Here is a 16,427-nt window from a genome sequence, read left to right as displayed (position 1 = left end):
AGGGGCAAGGTTACAAACGTGGCTCGACCCGCAATCGCTGAGGATTGCTCGGGACCGGCGGTCGGCCGTAACGATCATCGCCGGCACCGCCGAAGGGATGATCATCGTCAGGGTCTTCTGCCTTGGCAGCAGCCTTGGCGGCGGCCGCCTGTTCCTTGCGAGCGTTGGAAGCGCGCTCGATCGGGAAGCGGATCGCCACCATCACCAGGTACAGTCCGAAGGCGATCATGCCGTACATAAAAAGATCGGAAATTGCCCGCCAGGCGTTGTTGCCGACCTTGAATAGCAGGTCGAGCGCCGTGATGGCGATGGCCGGTGCGACTTTGTCCTTCACCGGGTCGATGATCGTCGGGCTAAACAGCAACACTGCCACCAGCAGCCGCAACGGCTCGCGCAGCCAACGCCACATCCAGCGGGTCAATCGCATCCACACCAACAGGCAGCCCAAAGCGGCGAAGGCGTAGAGGCCCCAAGCGATCAGATAGTCGTTCTCGGTCATGGTGTCCATGGCAAGGCAGGCAAAGAGGCGCTTATAGTAACGACTTTTCGCACATCAGGCTTGCCCGCTGTCTGCGACCCGCCAATTTCGTACAACGTTCGAGAGTCTTTCATGCCCCTATCCGCCAACGTTTCCGACGCGCCCATTGCCCACAAGGCGGAAGGCGATGACCCGTATGCCTGGCTACAGGAGCGCGACACCAACGCGGTGCTCGACTACCTCAAGGCTGAAAACAGCTATCAAGAGGCACAAACCGCCGATCAGGCCGGCCTGCGCGAGACCCTGTTCGAAGAGATCAAGGGGCGGATTCTCGAAACCGATTTGTCGCTGCCCTCCCCTTGGGGGCCGTACCTGTATTACACGCGCACCACGGCCGGTGACGAATATGCCCGGCACTACCGCTGCCCGCGCCCGGCCGATGACAGCCTGCAACTCGACGAAAGCCAGGAACAGCTGCTACTGGACCCGAACGAATTGGCCAACGGTGGCTTCTTTTCCCTGGGGGCGTTCAGCATCAGCCCGGACCACCAGCGCCTGGCCTACAGCATCGACTCCACGGGTGATGAGATTTACACCCTGTTCGTGAAGGAATTGTCGGACGGTCGCGTCAGTGAACTGGAGTTCCAGGACTGCGACGGCAGCATGACGTGGGCCAACGACAGCCTGACGCTGTTTTTTGGCGAGCTGGACGACACCCATCGCCCGCACAAACTGTTCCGTTATCGGCTGGACGGCACGGCGGCCGAAGAAGTGTTCCACGAGCCGGACGGCCGATTCTTCATGCATTGCTACCGTTCAAGCTCCGAGCTGCAACTGCTGCTGTCCCTGGGCAGCAAGACCACCAGTGAAGTCTGGGCGCTGGACGCCTCCCTGCCGCATCAGGCCTTCACCTGTCTGGCGCCACGGGTTGAGGACCATGAGTACGACGTCGACCACGGCGCCCTCGATGGCCAATGGGCCTGGTTCATTCGTACCAACCGCGACGGCATCAACTTCGCGTTGTACAGCACCGTCGATACCGGGGTGGCGCCCACCGAGGCCGAATGGCAAAACCTGATCCCCCATAGCGACACGGTGATGATCGACGGCATGAGCCTGAACACTGGCGCCATGACCCTAAGCCTGCGCGAAGGTGGCTTGCCGATCATCGAAGTCCACCCACAAGGCCAGTCGCCTTATCGCGTGCAATTGCCGGACGCGTCCTACAGCCTGCACGTACAGAACAGCCTGGAGTTCGCCAGCGACAGGATCCGCCTGCGCTACGAGGCGTTGAACCGTCCGGCGCAAATCCGTCAGCTCGTACTGGCGAGCGGCGAGCAAAAAGTCCTCAAGGAAACGCCGGTACTCGGCCCGTTCGACGCCGATGCCTACGTCAGTCAGCGCCTGTGGGCAACGGCACCGGACGGTACGCAGGTGCCTATCAGCCTGGTGGTCAAGCGCGAGCACCTCGGCAAACCGGTGCCGCTGTATCTGTATGGCTACGGCGCTTATGGCGAAAGCCTCGACCCGTGGTTCTCCCACGCTCGCCTGAGCCTGCTGGATCGCGGCATGGCCTTCGCCATCGCGCACGTGCGTGGCGGTGGCGAATTGGGTGAGGCCTGGTATCGGGCCGGTAAACAGGAACACAAGCACAACACGTTCAGCGACTTCATTGCCTGTGCAGAGCATTTGATTGCCAACGGTTTCACCAGCGCAAAACAATTGGCGATCAGCGGCGGCAGCGCCGGTGGCTTGCTGATTGGCGCCGTGCTCAATCAACGGCCGCAATTGTTCGGCGCGGCGATTGCCGAAGTGCCGTTCGTCGACGTGCTCAACACCATGCTCGACCCCGACCTGCCATTGACCGTCACGGAATACGACGAGTGGGGCAATCCTGAAGAGCCGGACGTTTATGATCGGATCAAGGCCTACGCCCCGTACGAAAACGTCACCGCACAAGCCTACCCGGCAACGCTGGTGATTGCCGGCTACAACGACAGCCGCGTGCAGTACTGGGAAGCGGCCAAGTGGGTGGCTAAATTGCGTGCGACCAAAACCGACGCGAACCCTCTGCTGCTCAAGACCGAATTGGGCGCCGGACATGGCGGAATGAGCGGTCGTTACCAGGGATTGCGTGACGTAGCGCTCGAATATGCATTTTTGTTCAAGGTATTGGGTATTGCCTGAGGAACTTGGCCCGGTGTGTCGGTCTTAAGACCAGACTCCGGGCCCGCTACCACTCAGATCCCCTGTGGAAGCAGGGGACGTGTGGTGCGTTCAAACTCGACCCAGCAACAGACACAAGAAAAAAGACCGTGACGACATGTCAGAACTAACCTTACTGAACAACGAAATTCGCGACTGGCTGATGGATTGCGGCCTGTTCGATCAATTGCTGCCCGCAGACTTCGCGGCCGCCTCGGGCTATTTCAGCATCAGCACCGTGGCGCAAGGTGAGGAAATCTTCCACGAGGGCGATGCCGGCAGCTTCATGTGCATCATTCACACCGGCCAGGTGGCGGTGCAAAAAACCAATGGTGACGGGCAACTGGTGACCATGGCTACATTGCGCAGCGGCCGCTCGTTCGGCGAGATGGCGGTGCTGGACGGTGAACGACGCTCCGCCAGTTGCGTGGCCGCCAGTCACTGCCAACTGCTGAACCTGGGCAAGGACTCGCTGGAAAAGATGATCAACGACGCACCGAAAATCGCCGCCAAGATCATCCGCGCCCTCGCCGTCTCCCTCTCCAAACGCCTGCGCATGGCGGATGGACAACTGCTTTCGCAACAGGTTTAGCCGCCCGGCGATTTGGCTTTCGTCGGGGTCGGCTCGATCCCCGGCACAGGCTGGTCCTTGGTCGGCGGGCTCGGCATTTCAATCGGCACCAATGGCGGACCACTGCTGCCCGGCCCCGTTTTTGGCAAGGAAGGCGCGGTGATTTGCGGGTACGGCGTCGGCGTCGCGGTGCCGGGCGAACCGGGCATGGTTGGGGGGCTGACGGGGATGGATTGCAACTGTTGCGCCTGCACTGCAGTAATCGAGAGCGCGGCCAGAGCAATGGCCGTTAGAATGGTGCGCTTCATCAATGGCTCCGTTGGCGATTTCGTCACATTCAGGCTACTCCCAACTGCGCCCGTTTGCCCTCCCAGTTTATGCAAGACTTTCTCAAGAGAGCCCCATGAAACGTTTCGTCCTGCTCGACACCACGCCCATTCCTGAAAACGGCGGTGCCCTGTGCCTGTTCGAATACGGTGAGGACTTCGTCATCAAGATCCAGGGTGGCGACGGCGGGCAGTTGATGAACACGCGCATGCACGGCTCCGAGGATGCACTGGCCGAGATCCCCTGCCGCAAAGTGGCCGGCCGGCCGAATTCGCGCGTGCTGATCGGCGGCCTGGGCATGGGCTTCACCCTCGCCTCGGCGCTCAAGCATTTGGGCAAAAGCGCGCAAGTGGTGGTCGCCGAGCTGGTGCCGGGCGTCGTGGAGTGGAACCGTGGGCCGCTGGGCGAAAAAGCCGGCAACCCGTTGCTCGACCCGCGTACCGTCATCCGCATGGAAGATGTCGCCAACGTCCTGCAAGCCGAACCACAAGGGTTCGACGCGATCATGCTCGATGTCGACAACGGCCCCGAAGGCCTGACCCAGAAGGCCAACAGCTGGCTCTACTCCGCCGGCGGCCTCAGCGCTTGCGCCAAGGCCCTGCGGCCCAAGGGCGTATTGGCGGTGTGGTCGGCGAGTGCCGACCGACAGTTTTCCGACAAATTGAAAAAGGCCGGTTTCAAGGCCGAGGAAGTCCAGGTCTTCGCCCACGGCAACAAGGGCACACGCCACACCATCTGGATTGCCGAGAAGCTCAAGGGCTGAGCTAAACTCTGAACATAACCGTCATTAGTCTTTTACAAAGGTGAACCCATGAGTTCGTCCACCCCGACCAACACTTCGAAGCTGGATCGCATCCTCGCCGACAACCAGCGCGACAAGGAAATGGGCTACCGCGACAAAGCCCTGAAGATGTACCCGCACGTGTGCGGCCGCTGCGCCCGTGAGTTTTCCGGCAAGCGCCTGAGCGAACTGACCGTGCACCATCGCGATCACAACCACGACAACAACCCGCAGGACGGCTCGAACTGGGAATTGTTGTGCCTGTACTGCCACGACAATGAACACTCGCGCTATACCGACCAGCAGTATTTTGGCGAAGGGTCGCTGAGCACGCCGAAGATCGCCAAGGCGACACACAACCCGTTTGCGGCGTTGGCGGGGTTGATGAAGAAGGAAGACTGAAGGTCTTCGGCGCCCTTACTGGCCTCATCGCGAGCAAGCTCGCTCCCACAGTTATTGTGTACACCACGAATCCTGTGGGAGCGGGCTTGCCCGCGATAGCAATTGTCCAGGCACCACCAATCTCAAACCAAACACCCCTCCCCCAATCCCCGTATAATCGCCGTTTTTTCCCCGAAGGCACCCCGCTCGTGGCAGACAAACGGTACAGCTGCATTGGTTTGTATAACCCCAAATCACCCGAAAACGTCGGTTCGGTCATGCGCGCCGCCGGCTGCTATGGCGTGGCGTCCGTGTTCTACACCGGCAAGCGCTATGAACGCGCTGCCGACTTCGTCACCGACACCAAGCGCGTGCACTACGACATCCCGCTGATCGGCATCGACGACCTGAAAAAAATCCTGCCTCTGGGCTGCGTGCCGGTTGCCGTGGAACTGGTCGATGGCGCCCGTTCCCTGCCGGAATACACCCACCCGGACCGCGCCCTCTACATCTTCGGCCCGGAAGACGGCTCGCTGGATAAAGACATTCGCGACTGGTGCGAAGACGTGGTCTACATCCCGACCACCGGTTGCATGAACCTGGCGGCCACCGTCAATGTCGTGCTCTACGACCGCATGTCCAAAGGGCTCAACACCCGTTCCGGTGCGAAATTTCGCTGAATCAATGCACATCCAATGGAACAAGCCGCCGGCCTCGGCAGTCAGCTTAACTATCCACGACTGAATCAGTGATTTCTGCCAGGAGAAAGATCATGAGCGAACTCAAACGTGTAGAGCGCATCGAATCCACCCCGTTCCAGACCCCTTCCGAGCAGAACGTTCACGGCTGGGAACGCGCCGGCTCCGTGGCCGGTGGCGTGTTGATGATGGGCAAGGGCCTGCGTCGCGGCGGTATTTTCGGCTTGATTCAGGTGGCGATCGGCGGCGTGGCACTGGCTCGAGGGATTACCGGGCACAGTTCGCTCAAAAGCATGATCGAGAAAAGCCGCCAGGACATGGACATCGTGCGGGCGAAGATCGAGCGGGCCGGGGAAGAGTTGAGCAAGCTGAAGGCGAATGCCGAGGCGGCGACCAACACGGCTACGGTGACGGGGAATGATTCGTTGAAGTCGCCGAAAGCCGAGGTTTGATCCTCAAGATGTACTGAAGCTGAGGGCCTCATCGCGGGCAAGCCCGCTCCCACCTTGGAATGCGTTTCCCTGTGGGAGCGGGCTTGCCCGCGATGGCGGTGTTACTGAAGCAACGCGGTATCAAGGACCTTGGACGATTCGCCAATGACGCTCTCGGCCAACTGAACGAACGCCTTGGTATCCACACTTCCCAGATGCATCGCCTCGCGCAGTACATCATCCAGCGAACGCTTGTTGCGGGTTTTCAAGCGTATCTCGCGATCCAGTTCCTGTAACAGCACCACGGCTTTCGACACTTGCGCCGAATTGATCTGTTCGCCGCGCAGGGTCGTGACTTTCTGGCTGTCCTTGATCAGCTTGCCGTGCAAGCTTTCATACCGCTCATCGCTCATGCCGCCGGCGCGGCGCATCAGCTCAATGGCGTAATACTCGGCAAAACCTTCGCTGATCCAGTCGCTGCGCTGCGTATCGTTGAGCCGTGCGAACACCTGCACCAATTCACGCACCAGCGCACTGCTGCCGCTTTCGCTGACCAGCGGCAGACGCGTATTGAGGTAGATCGATTCATGCGCCGCGAGGCTACCGCGCCACATCGGGTCGTTGGCACCGACAATCAGCAATTTGCCTGGATGGCTCGGGAACACGGCTTGAACTTGCGGCCAGACAAAGGTCAGCAGCGTCAGTACGTCCATGCGATGCATGCCCTGGCCCTGAGGCGAAGCGACGGTGACTTCGGTTTCCCCCAACCGCGTGCGGCGGCTGCCGAGGTGGCCGGCGAGCATCCACCCAGTCGGCCGGTCGAACAGCCGGGACACGTTGTCGATGCGGAATTTGTTTTTGCCGATCCGCGGCCAGGCGGTTTCGACGCTTTTCCAACCGGTGGGCAACTCGAACTCAAGGCGTGATACCAGCTCGACGCCGTCCTGCTGATCGAGCTTGGCGGCCGGCACCAGATCGTCACCGCGCATCAGCGCCCAGGTCGGCGTCATGCGCGTGTCGAAACTGCCGCTTTTGCGCCCATGGCTGATGCGCACGCGGTAGGTCAGGCTGGCCTTGTCGGCGGCGGGATGCCAGACACCCCGCGCCACCTTGCCCGGCGTGAGCTGCCACTGGCCATCGGCCTTGAAGTCGCTGTAGCGGCTGCCATCGCCTAGGTCAAAATCCAGGCTGCGCACCGACGAACCCTGCGTCAGCGTCAGGCGCACCTCAGCCTGATCACTTTGCGGCAACAGGCGCACGTGATAATCCAGATCGACTTTCATCGCCGCCCACACGGACGAATTCAGGGCCAGCAGCCCAACGACCAACGCCAGCCGCAATCCCACAGCCATACACACTCCTTCGTGAAACGTTAAAACCCTGGTGCGATCAGCCCGCCCGGAAAATCAGGTGATCTTCCCAATCATCTTCAGGCACGCTGCCTTCGGCAAGCATGCGTCCGGATTGTGAAATACGTTCGTGGTGCACCGCATCGCGGTCGCCGCACACCAGATGGTGCCAGAGCGGCAGGTCCTTGCCTTCACTGACCAAGCGATAGCCGCAGGTCGGTGGCAGCCATTTGAATTCGTCCGCCTTGCCCGGCGTGAGCTGGATGCAGTCCGGAACGAAGTCACGCCGGTTCGGATAATCGGTGCACTGGCAGGTTTTCAGGTCGAGCAATTTGCAGGCGATACGCGTGTAGTAGACGCTGTTGTCGTCTTCATCTTCGAGTTTTTGCAAGCAGCAAAGGCCACAACCGTCGCACAGCGACTCCCATTCCTCTTGATCCAGTTGATCGAGGGTTTTGCGTATCCAGAACGGTTCGACTTTGGCGGCCATGGCTCAAGCATCAACATCAGGTGGTGAAAAGGCCGCCAGTCTAGTGCCAAGGCCCCTGTGGGCCAAGCATTGGCGACTGCCGGTAGAAACGGGCTTGTCAGTTTTTGCGCCGGCCAGTAGGGTTTCGCCTCGCCCCCTCACTTTCAAACGTAGCAAGGAATCTCTTGATGAGTGCTAATCCACGCGTTGCCGACTATGCCATCCACCCTCAGTTCACTGATCGCTGGTCGCCCCGCGCCTTCACCGGTGAAGCGATTCCAGAAGAGACACTGCTGAGCTTCTTCGAAGCAGCACGTTGGGCGCCGTCGGCCTACAACTCGCAGCCTTGGCGCTTTCTTTACGCGCGTCGCGATACGCCAAACTGGCAGCGTTACCTGGGGCTGCTGAACGAATTCAACCGCAGCTGGGCCCAACATGCCTCGGCTCTGGTGATCGTGATCTCGAAAACCACCTTCGCCGTGCCGGGCGCCACCGAAGAAACCCCGGCCCTGTGGCACACCTTCGACACCGGTTCAGCTTGGGGCCATCTGGCGCTGCAAGCGAGCATCAGCGGCTGGCACACCCACGGCATGGCCGGTTTCGATCAGGAATTGACCCGCAAGGAGCTGAATATTCCTGAAGGTTATGCACTGCATGCGGCGGTCGCCGTCGGCAAGCTGGGCGACAAGGCATCGCTGGCCGATTACCTGCAAGCGCGTGAAGAGCCGAGCCCGCGCCGCCCGTTGAACGAACTGGCGGCTGAGGGCGACTTCACCCTCTAAGCCCCACTGAAGATCTACTGTAGGAGCCGCCCGGACCAAGCTCGGCTCCTACAGTGTTTTGGCATGTGTTTAATACCCGCGTTCGAAATCCACTTCCCCGCGCAATGCCTCACCGGCCTGATACGCCCGCAGGTTCTCGACAAACAGGTCCACCATCATCGATGGCGACGTCGGCGCCGAGCTGTGGCCGGTCAGCAGCAAGCCCCAGGCGGTCCAGAATGGATGGCGCTGCGGCAGCGGTTCCTGACGGCAGACATCAATCACCGCGCCCGCCAGATGCCCTTCTTTCAAGGCTTCTACCAAGTCAGCATCGACCACGGCCACACCGCGCCCGACGTTGATGAACAACCCCGTCGGCTTGAACTGCTTGAACAGCGCCGCGTCGTACAAGTCATGGGTCGTGGGGGTGTTGGGCAGCAGATTGACCACGTAATCCACTTCACCGACCAGTCGCGGCAAATCGGCCAGCGAACCCACTTCAACAAACGGCGCCAGCTCGCGAGATTCGCTGGCGATGCCGTACAACTTGACCCCAAACGGCACGAGGAACTGCGCCACGGTCTGACCGATGTCACCGGTACCGACGATCAACACCTTGCGTCCGGCCAGGCTTTGGCCGTGGCGGCTGTCCCATTTGCGCTCGACCTGGCTAATCAGCCGCGCCAGTACTTCACGCTCGTGGCCAAGCATATAAGTCAGCACATACTCGGCCATGACCTGACCGAAAATGCCTACCGCGCGAGTCAGTCGATAGTGCCGGGGCAAGCCGTCGGCCAGCAGCGGCGTGATGCCCGCCCAGGTCGATTGCAGCCACTGTGGCTGGTGGCCCTGACGCAGGAGTGTCGCGAGTAAATCCGGCTGGCCCAGCCACACCGGGCAGTCCGCCGCCTGACGGGCCAGCTCGGCGGAGTCGCCACTGGTCAGCACTTCCAGCTCTGGCGCTGCCTGACGCAACAATTGGGCGTACACAGGGTGATCGTGTTCAGCAATCAGAACGCGCATGGTTAAACCTTTCAAAAACAGTGCAGACGGCCACCGAAGGCAGGTCGCGCCCTCGCTATAGCCATCATCAAAAATTGTTCCAGTGTTTCATGAAGGTCCTGAACAGAACCTGTCAGCCCCTCACATCGGGTCGTTGCGTCGCAGCAATTCTTCCGGCAAGTGCTCGATGTACTCGTCCTCGGCGGGCGGCATTTGCAGGTGATAACCCTGCGTGTCGAGATTTTCCAGAACCACGGCGATGTCTTCGCGCGACAACTTGCGCTCGGGGGTCAGCACCAGGTCGAACGCATGGATGGCTTTGCCGAAGGCCGCCATCAATGAGTCCGGGACGCGCTCCAGTGCATCGCTTTTGAGCACATAGAGGTACATTTCACTTCTTTTCGAGCTGCGGTAGATCGAGCAAATACGTTTCAAGGCTGTTCTCCGGCGGTGGCCAGGCTGTCGAGCAGCGCCTGGCCCATCAATTCGCGGCGCCAGCCACGCAACGAATCAGGCAATTGGTAAGGACCATTGGGGAAGCCGCTCTTGAGCAGCGCTTCCAGGGTTTTCTTGCGCAGCATCAATTCCGGCGCGATGTTCAAGCGTTCGGCTTCGGCCTGGCCGATAGCGCGCAATTGTTTGACCAGTGCGGCGGCATCCACCGGCAACGGCTCCGGCACGGTTGGCGGCCATTGATCAGGCGACACACTGCCGGAACGCTTGATCAGATCAAGCAGAAACTCGCCATCCTGACGCACGGTACGCGGGTGCATGTCTTCGATTTTCGCCAGCGCGCCGAGGTTGTCCGGCTGAGTCCGCGCCAGCGGCCACAACGAATGCTCACGAACGATACGATTGCGCGGCAGATCCCGGGCGCGGGCTTCGCGCTCGCGCCAGGCGCACAGTTCACGCAACACGGCGAGTTGGGCGCGAGACAGCTTCCAGGCCAGTTTGGCGTCGCGGTAGACCTCGTAAGGGTCGACCTCGCGGCGCAGGTTGGCCACCAGCTCGGCGCCGTCTTCCAGGACCCAGGCATACTTGTCGTCAGAAAGCTTCGGACGAAGCTGTACGAAAACTTCCGCCAAATGCAAAGCATCTTCGGCGGCGTAGCTGATTTGGGTGTCGGAAAGCGGACGTTGCAGCCAGTCGGAACGGGTCTCGCCCTTGGGCAGGTCGATGCCGAGCACCTCTTGCACCAACCGCGAATACCCCATGGAAAAGCCCAGGTTCAGGTAGGCCGCCGCCAGTTGCGTATCGAACAACGGCGCTGGCAGGCTGCCGGTCAGGCGCAACAGCACTTCGAGGTCTTCGCTGCAGGCATGGACGACTTTGACCACGGCCGGGTTTTCCAGCAACGCGGCCAAGGGCTGCCAATTGTCGATGGTCAGCGGGTCTATCAGGTAAGCGCGTACGCCATCGCCGATCTGCAGCAGGCCTGCGATCGGGTAAAAGGTGTCAACCCGCATGAATTCGGTGTCGAGGGCAACGAATGGCAACTGCTGCCACTCGGCGCAAAACTGACCGAGGCTATCGTTGTCGCGAATCCAGTGAATATCGATGGCCACACGGCTCTCCCTTGAAGAATGGCGCGCAGTATATATCGCCCCCGGCGATTTCCGCGCATCCACTGAACAAGAGCTTTAGCGAAAAGACCTACCCGACGGCAAGAAAAGTCTGACAAGTGGAGACTAGCTGGTCTTACTCAGTACGTAGACCCGCATCCACGTGCAGCCCGGGAGGAAATCTTTATGACGCAACACGCGAAAACCCGCCTGTTTGAATTCGGCTTCAATCTCGACCTTGCTGACCAGCTGTGGAGCGTTAGCGGTCGCTATTTCGGGTAGCCGCAGCTTGAACAATCCGTCCACCCGCACTGCAACAATGACCGTATCGCGACTGACCCGATGGAACTCCTCAAGCATCGCCAATCGATGTTCGGCGCAGGTGATGTGCTGAAACAGGTGCATGCAAAAAATGCAGTCCACTGCATTCGCCGACAGTCCAAGGGTGAAGGCTGAACTCTGGAAGGTCTTGATCCGCTTGAGCAAGCTCTGCGGATGATGAGTCTGCGCATGGTTGAGCATGTCCTGAGACGGGTCCGACGCGAGGATCACGCGGTTCGCATGCTCCGCCAGCACCGGCCAGAAACGCCCGGCGCCGCACGCCACGTCAAGGATCAACCCCGGCTCGCCCGCAACCTTGAGCGCATTGCGCACCAGGTTTTCCTCGCGCCAGAACGCCAGACGCCCCGTCAGGCTACGCGGTTGCGGCTGCTGGCAGACGCGGGCGTGTTCCTGATCGTAGCGCCGGGCGAACTCAAGCTCGATGGCGGATGTGGGTTGCGCAGACATGTGCAATGACTCTTGGTAGTGACTCTACCGGCTGCCTGTTAGCGGCCGGTGCGTAAAAAGCTTGAAGCCTTCATTTCTTGGCCAGCACACCGTCGCCAGCTGCACCACGACACCCGGCGAACATATCCAGGTCCGGGTTGTAGACCTTGCTACTGACTTCCAGCAGCCCCAGCATCGAATGGAACAGGTTGTCCTGGCTCAACGGTTTGTCGCGAGTCAGCTGCAGGCATTGGGTGTCCACCGAGAACGATTTCTGAAAGCTGTCGGAAAACCACGCCAGCATGGCCACGTGCTTCTGTTGTTCTGGCGCCAGCATGTAAGGCGTGCCGTGCAAGAACAGGTTGTATTCACCCAACGACTCGCCGTGGTCGGACAGGTACAGCATCGCGGTGTCGACTTTCTCCTGGTTCTTGCGCAACAGATCGATCAGGCTCGACAGTACGTGGTCGGTATACACCAGCGTGTTGTCGTAACCATTGACGATACTTTCGCGACTGCAATTGTTCAGTGCGTTGCTTTCGCAAACCGGGGTGAAGCGCTCGAACTCCTTCGGGTAACGCTTGAAGTACTCAGGGCCATGGCTACCCATTTGATGCAAGACCAGCACGGTGTCTTTATCGAGTGTGTCGATAAAATGTTGCAAACCTTGCAGCAGGATTTCATCGCGGCATTCGCTGTTGGCGCACAGTACCGGGTCTTTCAAGTTGCTCACGTCGTCGAGGGTGACCCGATCGCAAGTGCCTTTGCAGCCCGACTGGTTATCACGCCAGATCACTTCCAGGCCGGCACGTTTGAGTACATCCAGCAGGCCTTCTTCATTCTTCGCCTTGCTGGCGTTGTAGTCCTTGCGGCCCATGTTGGAGAACATGCACGGCACGGACACGGCGGTTTCCGTGCCGCAGGAATGCACATCGGTAAATGCGATCAGGCCGGCTTCTTTACTCAGCTTCGGGGTGGTGTCGCGGTCATAGCCCAGGATGCCGAAGTTCTCGGCCCGGGCGCTCTCGCCCACCACCAATACCGTCAGGGATTTGCGATCGCGGCCCTGCCAGGTCGGATTCTTCTGCGCGTCTTCGCCGATTTTGACAAAGGGTTGATGGGCCGAAGCAACCTGTTCGCGCAAATAGCCAGCGGAGGCACCGATGTAGTTGCTCGGCACGACCATCAGGCGCAACTCGTGATGATTGCGGAACAATGAGGACAAGCCCTGATAGTTAATCAGTGCCACACCACCGATGACGGTAGCCGACACAACACTCACCAGAACTTTACTTAATAACTCATGGTGCCAACGGCGATAATTAACCGGGGTTTTCCATAATAACCATGACGGCAAAACACCCAGGAACAGGATATAAGCCAACAACTTCAACGAGAGTAAGTCTCGTACTTCCGTCGCATTGGTTTGTGCGAAGTTACGCAACATGCCGGTGTCAATCAGTACACCGTATTGACTCATGAAATACGCCACCCCGGCGCTGATCATGAAGATCAGCATCAGCACCGGCTTCAACACACGTTTGAACGCCAGCAAGGTCAGCACAATGTTGAACGCCGCCAGAATCATCGCCCCGAATGCCACGCGCATGACGATGCCTTTACCGTCGGACGTCGTGATTTCAAACAGGTGTTGCCAGAGCACAAAATTGAAGGCGGCTAACAAAAAGGCACTGGCAATCAGTGTCACCCATTCCGGGCGCACGGCTTTAATCTTCAACATGGTGATCGGCTGTTCCTAAAAAGAAGTGCCTACGGCAAATGTGAAAATTTCATTGACCGTGACAACACTTATGTTAGGTACCCAACCATCAATTTTTTGTGAAAAAGAAGCCAACGAATAGTTGGCTTCGAAAACCAGCGACACACATCGCAATTATTTGAGAATGCTTCAGGCCTGGTTCAGGTACCAGCGCCAATCCTGTTCACCGACCTCGCCCATGAATTGTCGGTACTCGGCGCGCTTTACGGCCAGGTAAACGCCAAGGAAGGGGCCGCCGAACGCTTCACGTGCCCAGGTCGAACTTTCAAGCGCACGTAACGTGGTCAGCCAATCGGTCGGCAACAACTCCGTGGCCTGGGCGTACCCGTTGCCTTCCACCGGCGCACCCGGGTCCAATCGTTCGCGGATACCGCGATGGATGCCGGCCAGGATCGCCGCGGCGGCCAGGTACGGGTTGGCGTCGGCACCGCAAATACGGTGTTCGATGTGCCGGGAAAACGCAGGCCCGCCTGGCACGCGCAAACTCACCGTACGGTTGTCCACACCCCAGGTCGCCGCCAGGGGGGCGTAGCTGTTGGTCTGGAATCGGCGGTAGGAGTTGGCATTCGGGCAGAACAACAGCAGTGAATCGAGCAAGGTGCTGAGCATCCCGCCGACGGCTTGTCTGAGCAGTGGTGTGCCGTCTGGCGCTTCGCTGGCGAACAGGTTGTTGCCCTCTTTGTCCGCCAGGCTGACGTGCATGTGCATCCCGGTGCCCGCCAGGTCATCAAAGGGTTTGGCCATGAAGCACGCCGTCATCCCGTGTTTATGGGCCACGCCCTTGACCAACCGTTTGTAACGCACCGCTTCATCCATTGCCTGTAGGGCATTGGTGCGGTGTTCGAGGGTAATTTCCACTTGCCCCGGCGCATATTCGGAAATTGCCGTGCGCGCCGGAATTCCTTGCAGCTTGCAGGCACTGTAGAGATCGGCCAGAAACGGCTCGATCTGCTCCAGTTCACGCAAACCGTAGACTTGAGTCGTGCGAGGTCGCCCGCCGTCGACATCGCGCGCCGGTTGCGGTCGCCCCTGACTGTCGCGCTGTTGGTCCAGCAGATAAAACTCCAGCTCTGCCGCCATGACCGGGTAATAGCCATCGGCCTGCAAGTCTTCGATCACTTTCGCCAGGAGGTGCCGAGGATCAGCGATCGTCGCCGGCATGCCTTCTTTGGGGTGCATGCTGACTTGCACCGCCGCTGTCGGAATCAGCCGCCACGGCATGCGCGTCAGGCTGCCGCTGACCGGGTAGGCGCGGCAGTCAATATCGCCGACATCCCAGACCAGTCCGGAGTTTTCCACGTCATCGCCATTAATGGTCAGGCCGAGAATGGTACTCGGCAATGGCCGGCCACTTTCGTAGACCGCCAGCAGCTCATCGCGATGCAACAACTTGCCCCGTGGCACGCCGTTGTTGTCGAGAATGAACAGCTCGAACATTTCGATATCCGGGTTCTGTTCGAGAAAGGTCAGGGCTTCTTGCAAGGTGGCGAACGATGTCGTGGCACTACTCATGAGCATTCTCTTATTTCCGCGTCAGGCGAACGCGCAGGCGTCGCCGATTTGATCCAGCGCCGGGCGCGGGACCTGTCAGAACAATCAACGGGAAATGCAGGAATCCGGTGGGCGTGCGTGACGACAATGCCACAGCGCCCAGAAGGCCAACTCGGAGGGAAGTGCGACGGGACAATCGCCCATAGAAAAAACCGCAGAGAACAGATGAGCAGCAGCGTCACACGGCCGGTTATGTCTTTAAATCTGGATTTGAAGAACCTTGGTTACGGATTGGCTAAACAATCATTCGCGCCCTACCCCACGCCTTTCAATGAAACTTCCTACAAGGCATTCTCCTGGTACGGTCGTTCCGTTAGGATCGTTCGCACACGTTTGCGCACTGTCAGCGCAAGGAGCACAGCGAGTCAGAATGGATGCTGAACAGTAATTTGCTTAGAAAGCTCGACATGCAAGACCTCATGGTATTTGTCGCCGTGTACGAGCAAAGCAGCGTCACCGGTGTGTCGGCGGCACTCTGCGTCAGCCAGTCCACGGTAAGTTACTGCCTGAAAAAGCTGCGTATCAGTTTTGAAGACGAGCTCTTCACCAATACCCGCACCGGTATGCGCCCTACCTACAAAGCCAGCACCATGTACACGCATGTGCAGAAAATTCTCGAAAGCATCAACTTGTGTCACGTCAGTGCCCCGGCGTTTAACCCGACCTTGCAAGCGGTGACGTTCAATATTTGCGCGCCGGAGTATTTCGAGCAGCTGATTCTGCCGCGCCTGTTGAAGCGCTTCGACTTCGCCGACCTGCCGGTGATGGTCAACCTGCACACATTCGAAACCGATATTCCGGTCGAAGAGTTGCGCGATGGCAGTCTCGATCTGGTGATCTGTTTCGGCCCAAACTTCCATCGCAGCCACACCGGCTTCAAATCCCGAATGTTGCTGGAAGATGACTTGGTCTGCGTGTTCGACAAACGCGCCACACCCCTGGAACCGCGTTTAAGCCTGCAAGCCTTTGTCGAACGCCGACATGTGTTCCCGACCCCATGGACGTCCACCGCCAACAGGGTCGACGGCTGGCTGGCGCAACAGGCGCACAAACGGCAGGTCGTCGCGCGCGCCAACAGCTACAGTGCGGCACTGAAAACCATCACCGGCACAGACTTCATCCTGACGTTGCCCCGTCGCATCCAGCAATTGCTGGCCAACAAAGCGATCTTCAATCACTGCGAAGCCCCCAACGGGCTGCCGGGTTTCACCCTGGACATGCAGTGGAGTCAACGTGCCGATCAGGACAATGCCAACACCTGGTTGCGCGAGCAGGTGATCGAGGTCTGTGCCGAGCAGGCAATGGCTTGAAGC

18 protein-coding genes are annotated in these 16,427 nt (G+C 59.4%); 8 read left to right on the top strand and 10 right to left on the bottom strand.

Translation table 11 applies throughout. The features are described from left to right. Positions 1-10: 10 nt before the first annotated feature. On the bottom strand, positions 11-508 hold the full coding sequence (locus LOY55_RS06820) for a hypothetical protein (protein WP_046033300.1): 498 nt from the start codon (positions 506-508) through the stop codon (positions 11-13). Between the two features lie 102 nt (positions 509-610). Between LOY55_RS06820 and LOY55_RS06815 the strand changes: the two genes are divergently transcribed. Together LOY55_RS06815 and LOY55_RS06810 are read left to right on the top strand one after the other, a co-directional pair. After that, positions 611-2,665 carry a S9 family peptidase gene (locus tag LOY55_RS06815; RefSeq protein ID WP_258667817.1) on the top strand — a complete coding sequence of 685 codons (2,055 nt, stop codon included), beginning with the start codon at positions 611-613 and terminating at the stop codon, positions 2,663-2,665. Between the two features lie 136 nt (positions 2,666-2,801). Next, the gene (locus LOY55_RS06810) at positions 2,802-3,275 is read left to right on the top strand and encodes a cyclic nucleotide-binding domain-containing protein (RefSeq protein ID WP_258667816.1); all 474 of its coding nucleotides are present in this window, start codon (positions 2,802-2,804) and stop codon (positions 3,273-3,275) included. Here the strand turns inward: LOY55_RS06810 and LOY55_RS06805 are convergent. Continuing rightward, the gene (locus LOY55_RS06805; protein ID WP_046033297.1) at positions 3,272-3,562 is read right to left on the bottom strand and encodes a hypothetical protein; all 291 of its coding nucleotides are present in this window, start codon (positions 3,560-3,562) and stop codon (positions 3,272-3,274) included. The two genes, LOY55_RS06810 and LOY55_RS06805, sit on opposite strands and share 4 nt — an antisense overlap. Before the next feature lie 95 nt (positions 3,563-3,657). Here LOY55_RS06805 and LOY55_RS06800 point away from each other — a divergent pair, with 95 nt between their 5' ends. From LOY55_RS06800 to LOY55_RS06785, 4 genes are all read left to right on the top strand, one after another. Then, positions 3,658-4,344: a spermidine synthase gene (locus LOY55_RS06800; RefSeq protein ID WP_258667815.1), complete on the top strand. Its 687-nt coding sequence runs from the start codon at positions 3,658-3,660 to the stop codon at positions 4,342-4,344. Between the two features lie 48 nt (positions 4,345-4,392). Continuing rightward, positions 4,393-4,764 (top strand): YajD family HNH nuclease, encoded by a 372-nt coding sequence (locus LOY55_RS06795; RefSeq protein WP_007944009.1) that lies wholly within the window; start codon positions 4,393-4,395, stop codon positions 4,762-4,764. A gap of 188 nt (positions 4,765-4,952) precedes the next feature. Further along, entirely contained in the window at positions 4,953-5,423 is a 471-nt protein-coding gene (locus tag LOY55_RS06790) for an RNA methyltransferase (protein WP_046033295.1), read from the top strand. Between the two features lie 92 nt (positions 5,424-5,515). Then, on the top strand, positions 5,516-5,893 hold the full coding sequence (locus LOY55_RS06785; protein ID WP_258667814.1) for a DUF2892 domain-containing protein: 378 nt from the start codon (positions 5,516-5,518) through the stop codon (positions 5,891-5,893). Positions 5,894-5,994: 101 nt separating this feature from the next. On the opposite strand, the gene LOY55_RS06780 is transcribed toward LOY55_RS06785, so the two are convergent. Both LOY55_RS06780 and LOY55_RS06775 read right to left on the bottom strand, forming a co-directional pair. Beyond that, a complete protein-coding gene (locus LOY55_RS06780) occupies positions 5,995-7,224 on the bottom strand; it encodes a hypothetical protein (RefSeq protein ID WP_109787946.1) in 1,230 nt (409 codons plus the stop codon). Between the two features lie 37 nt (positions 7,225-7,261). Beyond that, on the bottom strand, positions 7,262-7,711 hold the full coding sequence (locus LOY55_RS06775) for a YcgN family cysteine cluster protein (protein WP_007944020.1): 450 nt from the start codon (positions 7,709-7,711) through the stop codon (positions 7,262-7,264). Between the two features lie 167 nt (positions 7,712-7,878). On the opposite strand from LOY55_RS06775, the gene LOY55_RS06770 reads away from it, so the two are divergent. After that, the gene (locus LOY55_RS06770; RefSeq protein ID WP_046033292.1) at positions 7,879-8,472 is read left to right on the top strand and encodes a nitroreductase family protein; all 594 of its coding nucleotides are present in this window, start codon (positions 7,879-7,881) and stop codon (positions 8,470-8,472) included. A 69-nt stretch (positions 8,473-8,541) separates the two neighbouring features. Here the strand turns inward: LOY55_RS06770 and LOY55_RS06765 are convergent, their stop codons facing one another. The 6 genes from LOY55_RS06765 to LOY55_RS06740 all read right to left on the bottom strand — a co-directional run bounded on the left by LOY55_RS06765 (position 8,542) and on the right by LOY55_RS06740 (position 15,075). Beyond that, positions 8,542-9,474: a D-2-hydroxyacid dehydrogenase gene (locus LOY55_RS06765; RefSeq protein ID WP_258667813.1), complete on the bottom strand. Its 933-nt coding sequence runs from the start codon at positions 9,472-9,474 to the stop codon at positions 8,542-8,544. A 120-nt stretch (positions 9,475-9,594) separates the two neighbouring features. Continuing rightward, a complete protein-coding gene (locus tag LOY55_RS06760) occupies positions 9,595-9,888 on the bottom strand; it encodes a YcgL domain-containing protein (RefSeq protein ID WP_046029619.1) in 294 nt (97 codons plus the stop codon). Continuing rightward, complete coding sequence (rnd, locus tag LOY55_RS06755) at positions 9,885-11,018, bottom strand: ribonuclease D (protein WP_046029617.1); 1,134 nt, start codon at positions 11,016-11,018, stop codon at positions 9,885-9,887. Before rnd ends, LOY55_RS06760 begins: the two co-directional genes overlap by 4 nt. A gap of 123 nt (positions 11,019-11,141) precedes the next feature. Then, the gene (locus LOY55_RS06750; RefSeq protein WP_046029614.1) at positions 11,142-11,804 is read right to left on the bottom strand and encodes a class I SAM-dependent methyltransferase; all 663 of its coding nucleotides are present in this window, start codon (positions 11,802-11,804) and stop codon (positions 11,142-11,144) included. A gap of 70 nt (positions 11,805-11,874) precedes the next feature. Continuing rightward, complete coding sequence (locus tag LOY55_RS06745; protein WP_077430710.1) at positions 11,875-13,524, bottom strand: phosphoethanolamine transferase; 1,650 nt, start codon at positions 13,522-13,524, stop codon at positions 11,875-11,877. 168 nt (positions 13,525-13,692) lie between these two features. Then, complete coding sequence (locus tag LOY55_RS06740) at positions 13,693-15,075, bottom strand: glutamine synthetase family protein (RefSeq protein WP_223522407.1); 1,383 nt, start codon at positions 15,073-15,075, stop codon at positions 13,693-13,695. 413 nt (positions 15,076-15,488) lie between these two features. Between LOY55_RS06740 and LOY55_RS06735 the strand changes: the two genes are divergently transcribed. Further along, positions 15,489-16,424 carry a LysR family transcriptional regulator gene (locus tag LOY55_RS06735; RefSeq protein WP_223522406.1) on the top strand — a complete coding sequence of 312 codons (936 nt, stop codon included), beginning with the start codon at positions 15,489-15,491 and terminating at the stop codon, positions 16,422-16,424. Positions 16,425-16,427: the final 3 nt, after the last annotated feature.

Source organism: Pseudomonas sp. B21-040 (assembly GCF_024748695.1).
Classification (GTDB): Bacteria; Pseudomonadota; Gammaproteobacteria; order Pseudomonadales; family Pseudomonadaceae; genus Aquipseudomonas.
This window is presented reverse-complemented; position numbering and strand designations above follow the sequence as displayed.

Coding starts and splice junctions, on each gene's coding strand:
- LOY55_RS06820 (WP_046033300.1), bottom strand. CDS start 508: ATGGACACCATGACCGAGAACGACTATCTGATCGCTTGGGGCCTCTAC.
- LOY55_RS06815 (WP_258667817.1), top strand. CDS start 611: ATGCCCCTATCCGCCAACGTTTCCGACGCGCCCATTGCCCACAAGGCG.
- LOY55_RS06810 (WP_258667816.1), top strand. CDS start 2,802: ATGTCAGAACTAACCTTACTGAACAACGAAATTCGCGACTGGCTGATG.
- LOY55_RS06805 (WP_046033297.1), bottom strand. CDS start 3,562: ATGAAGCGCACCATTCTAACGGCCATTGCTCTGGCCGCGCTCTCGATT.
- LOY55_RS06800 (WP_258667815.1), top strand. CDS start 3,658: ATGAAACGTTTCGTCCTGCTCGACACCACGCCCATTCCTGAAAACGGC.
- LOY55_RS06795 (WP_007944009.1), top strand. CDS start 4,393: ATGAGTTCGTCCACCCCGACCAACACTTCGAAGCTGGATCGCATCCTC.
- LOY55_RS06785 (WP_258667814.1), top strand. CDS start 5,516: ATGAGCGAACTCAAACGTGTAGAGCGCATCGAATCCACCCCGTTCCAG.
- LOY55_RS06780 (WP_109787946.1), bottom strand. CDS start 7,224: ATGGCTGTGGGATTGCGGCTGGCGTTGGTCGTTGGGCTGCTGGCCCTG.
- LOY55_RS06775 (WP_007944020.1), bottom strand. CDS start 7,711: ATGGCCGCCAAAGTCGAACCGTTCTGGATACGCAAAACCCTCGATCAA.
- LOY55_RS06770 (WP_046033292.1), top strand. CDS start 7,879: ATGAGTGCTAATCCACGCGTTGCCGACTATGCCATCCACCCTCAGTTC.
- LOY55_RS06765 (WP_258667813.1), bottom strand. CDS start 9,474: ATGCGCGTTCTGATTGCTGAACACGATCACCCTGTGTACGCCCAATTG.
- LOY55_RS06750 (WP_046029614.1), bottom strand. CDS start 11,804: ATGTCTGCGCAACCCACATCCGCCATCGAGCTTGAGTTCGCCCGGCGC.
- LOY55_RS06745 (WP_077430710.1), bottom strand. CDS start 13,524: ATGTTGAAGATTAAAGCCGTGCGCCCGGAATGGGTGACACTGATTGCC.
- LOY55_RS06740 (WP_223522407.1), bottom strand. CDS start 15,075: ATGAGTAGTGCCACGACATCGTTCGCCACCTTGCAAGAAGCCCTGACC.
- LOY55_RS06735 (WP_223522406.1), top strand. CDS start 15,489: ATGCTGAACAGTAATTTGCTTAGAAAGCTCGACATGCAAGACCTCATG.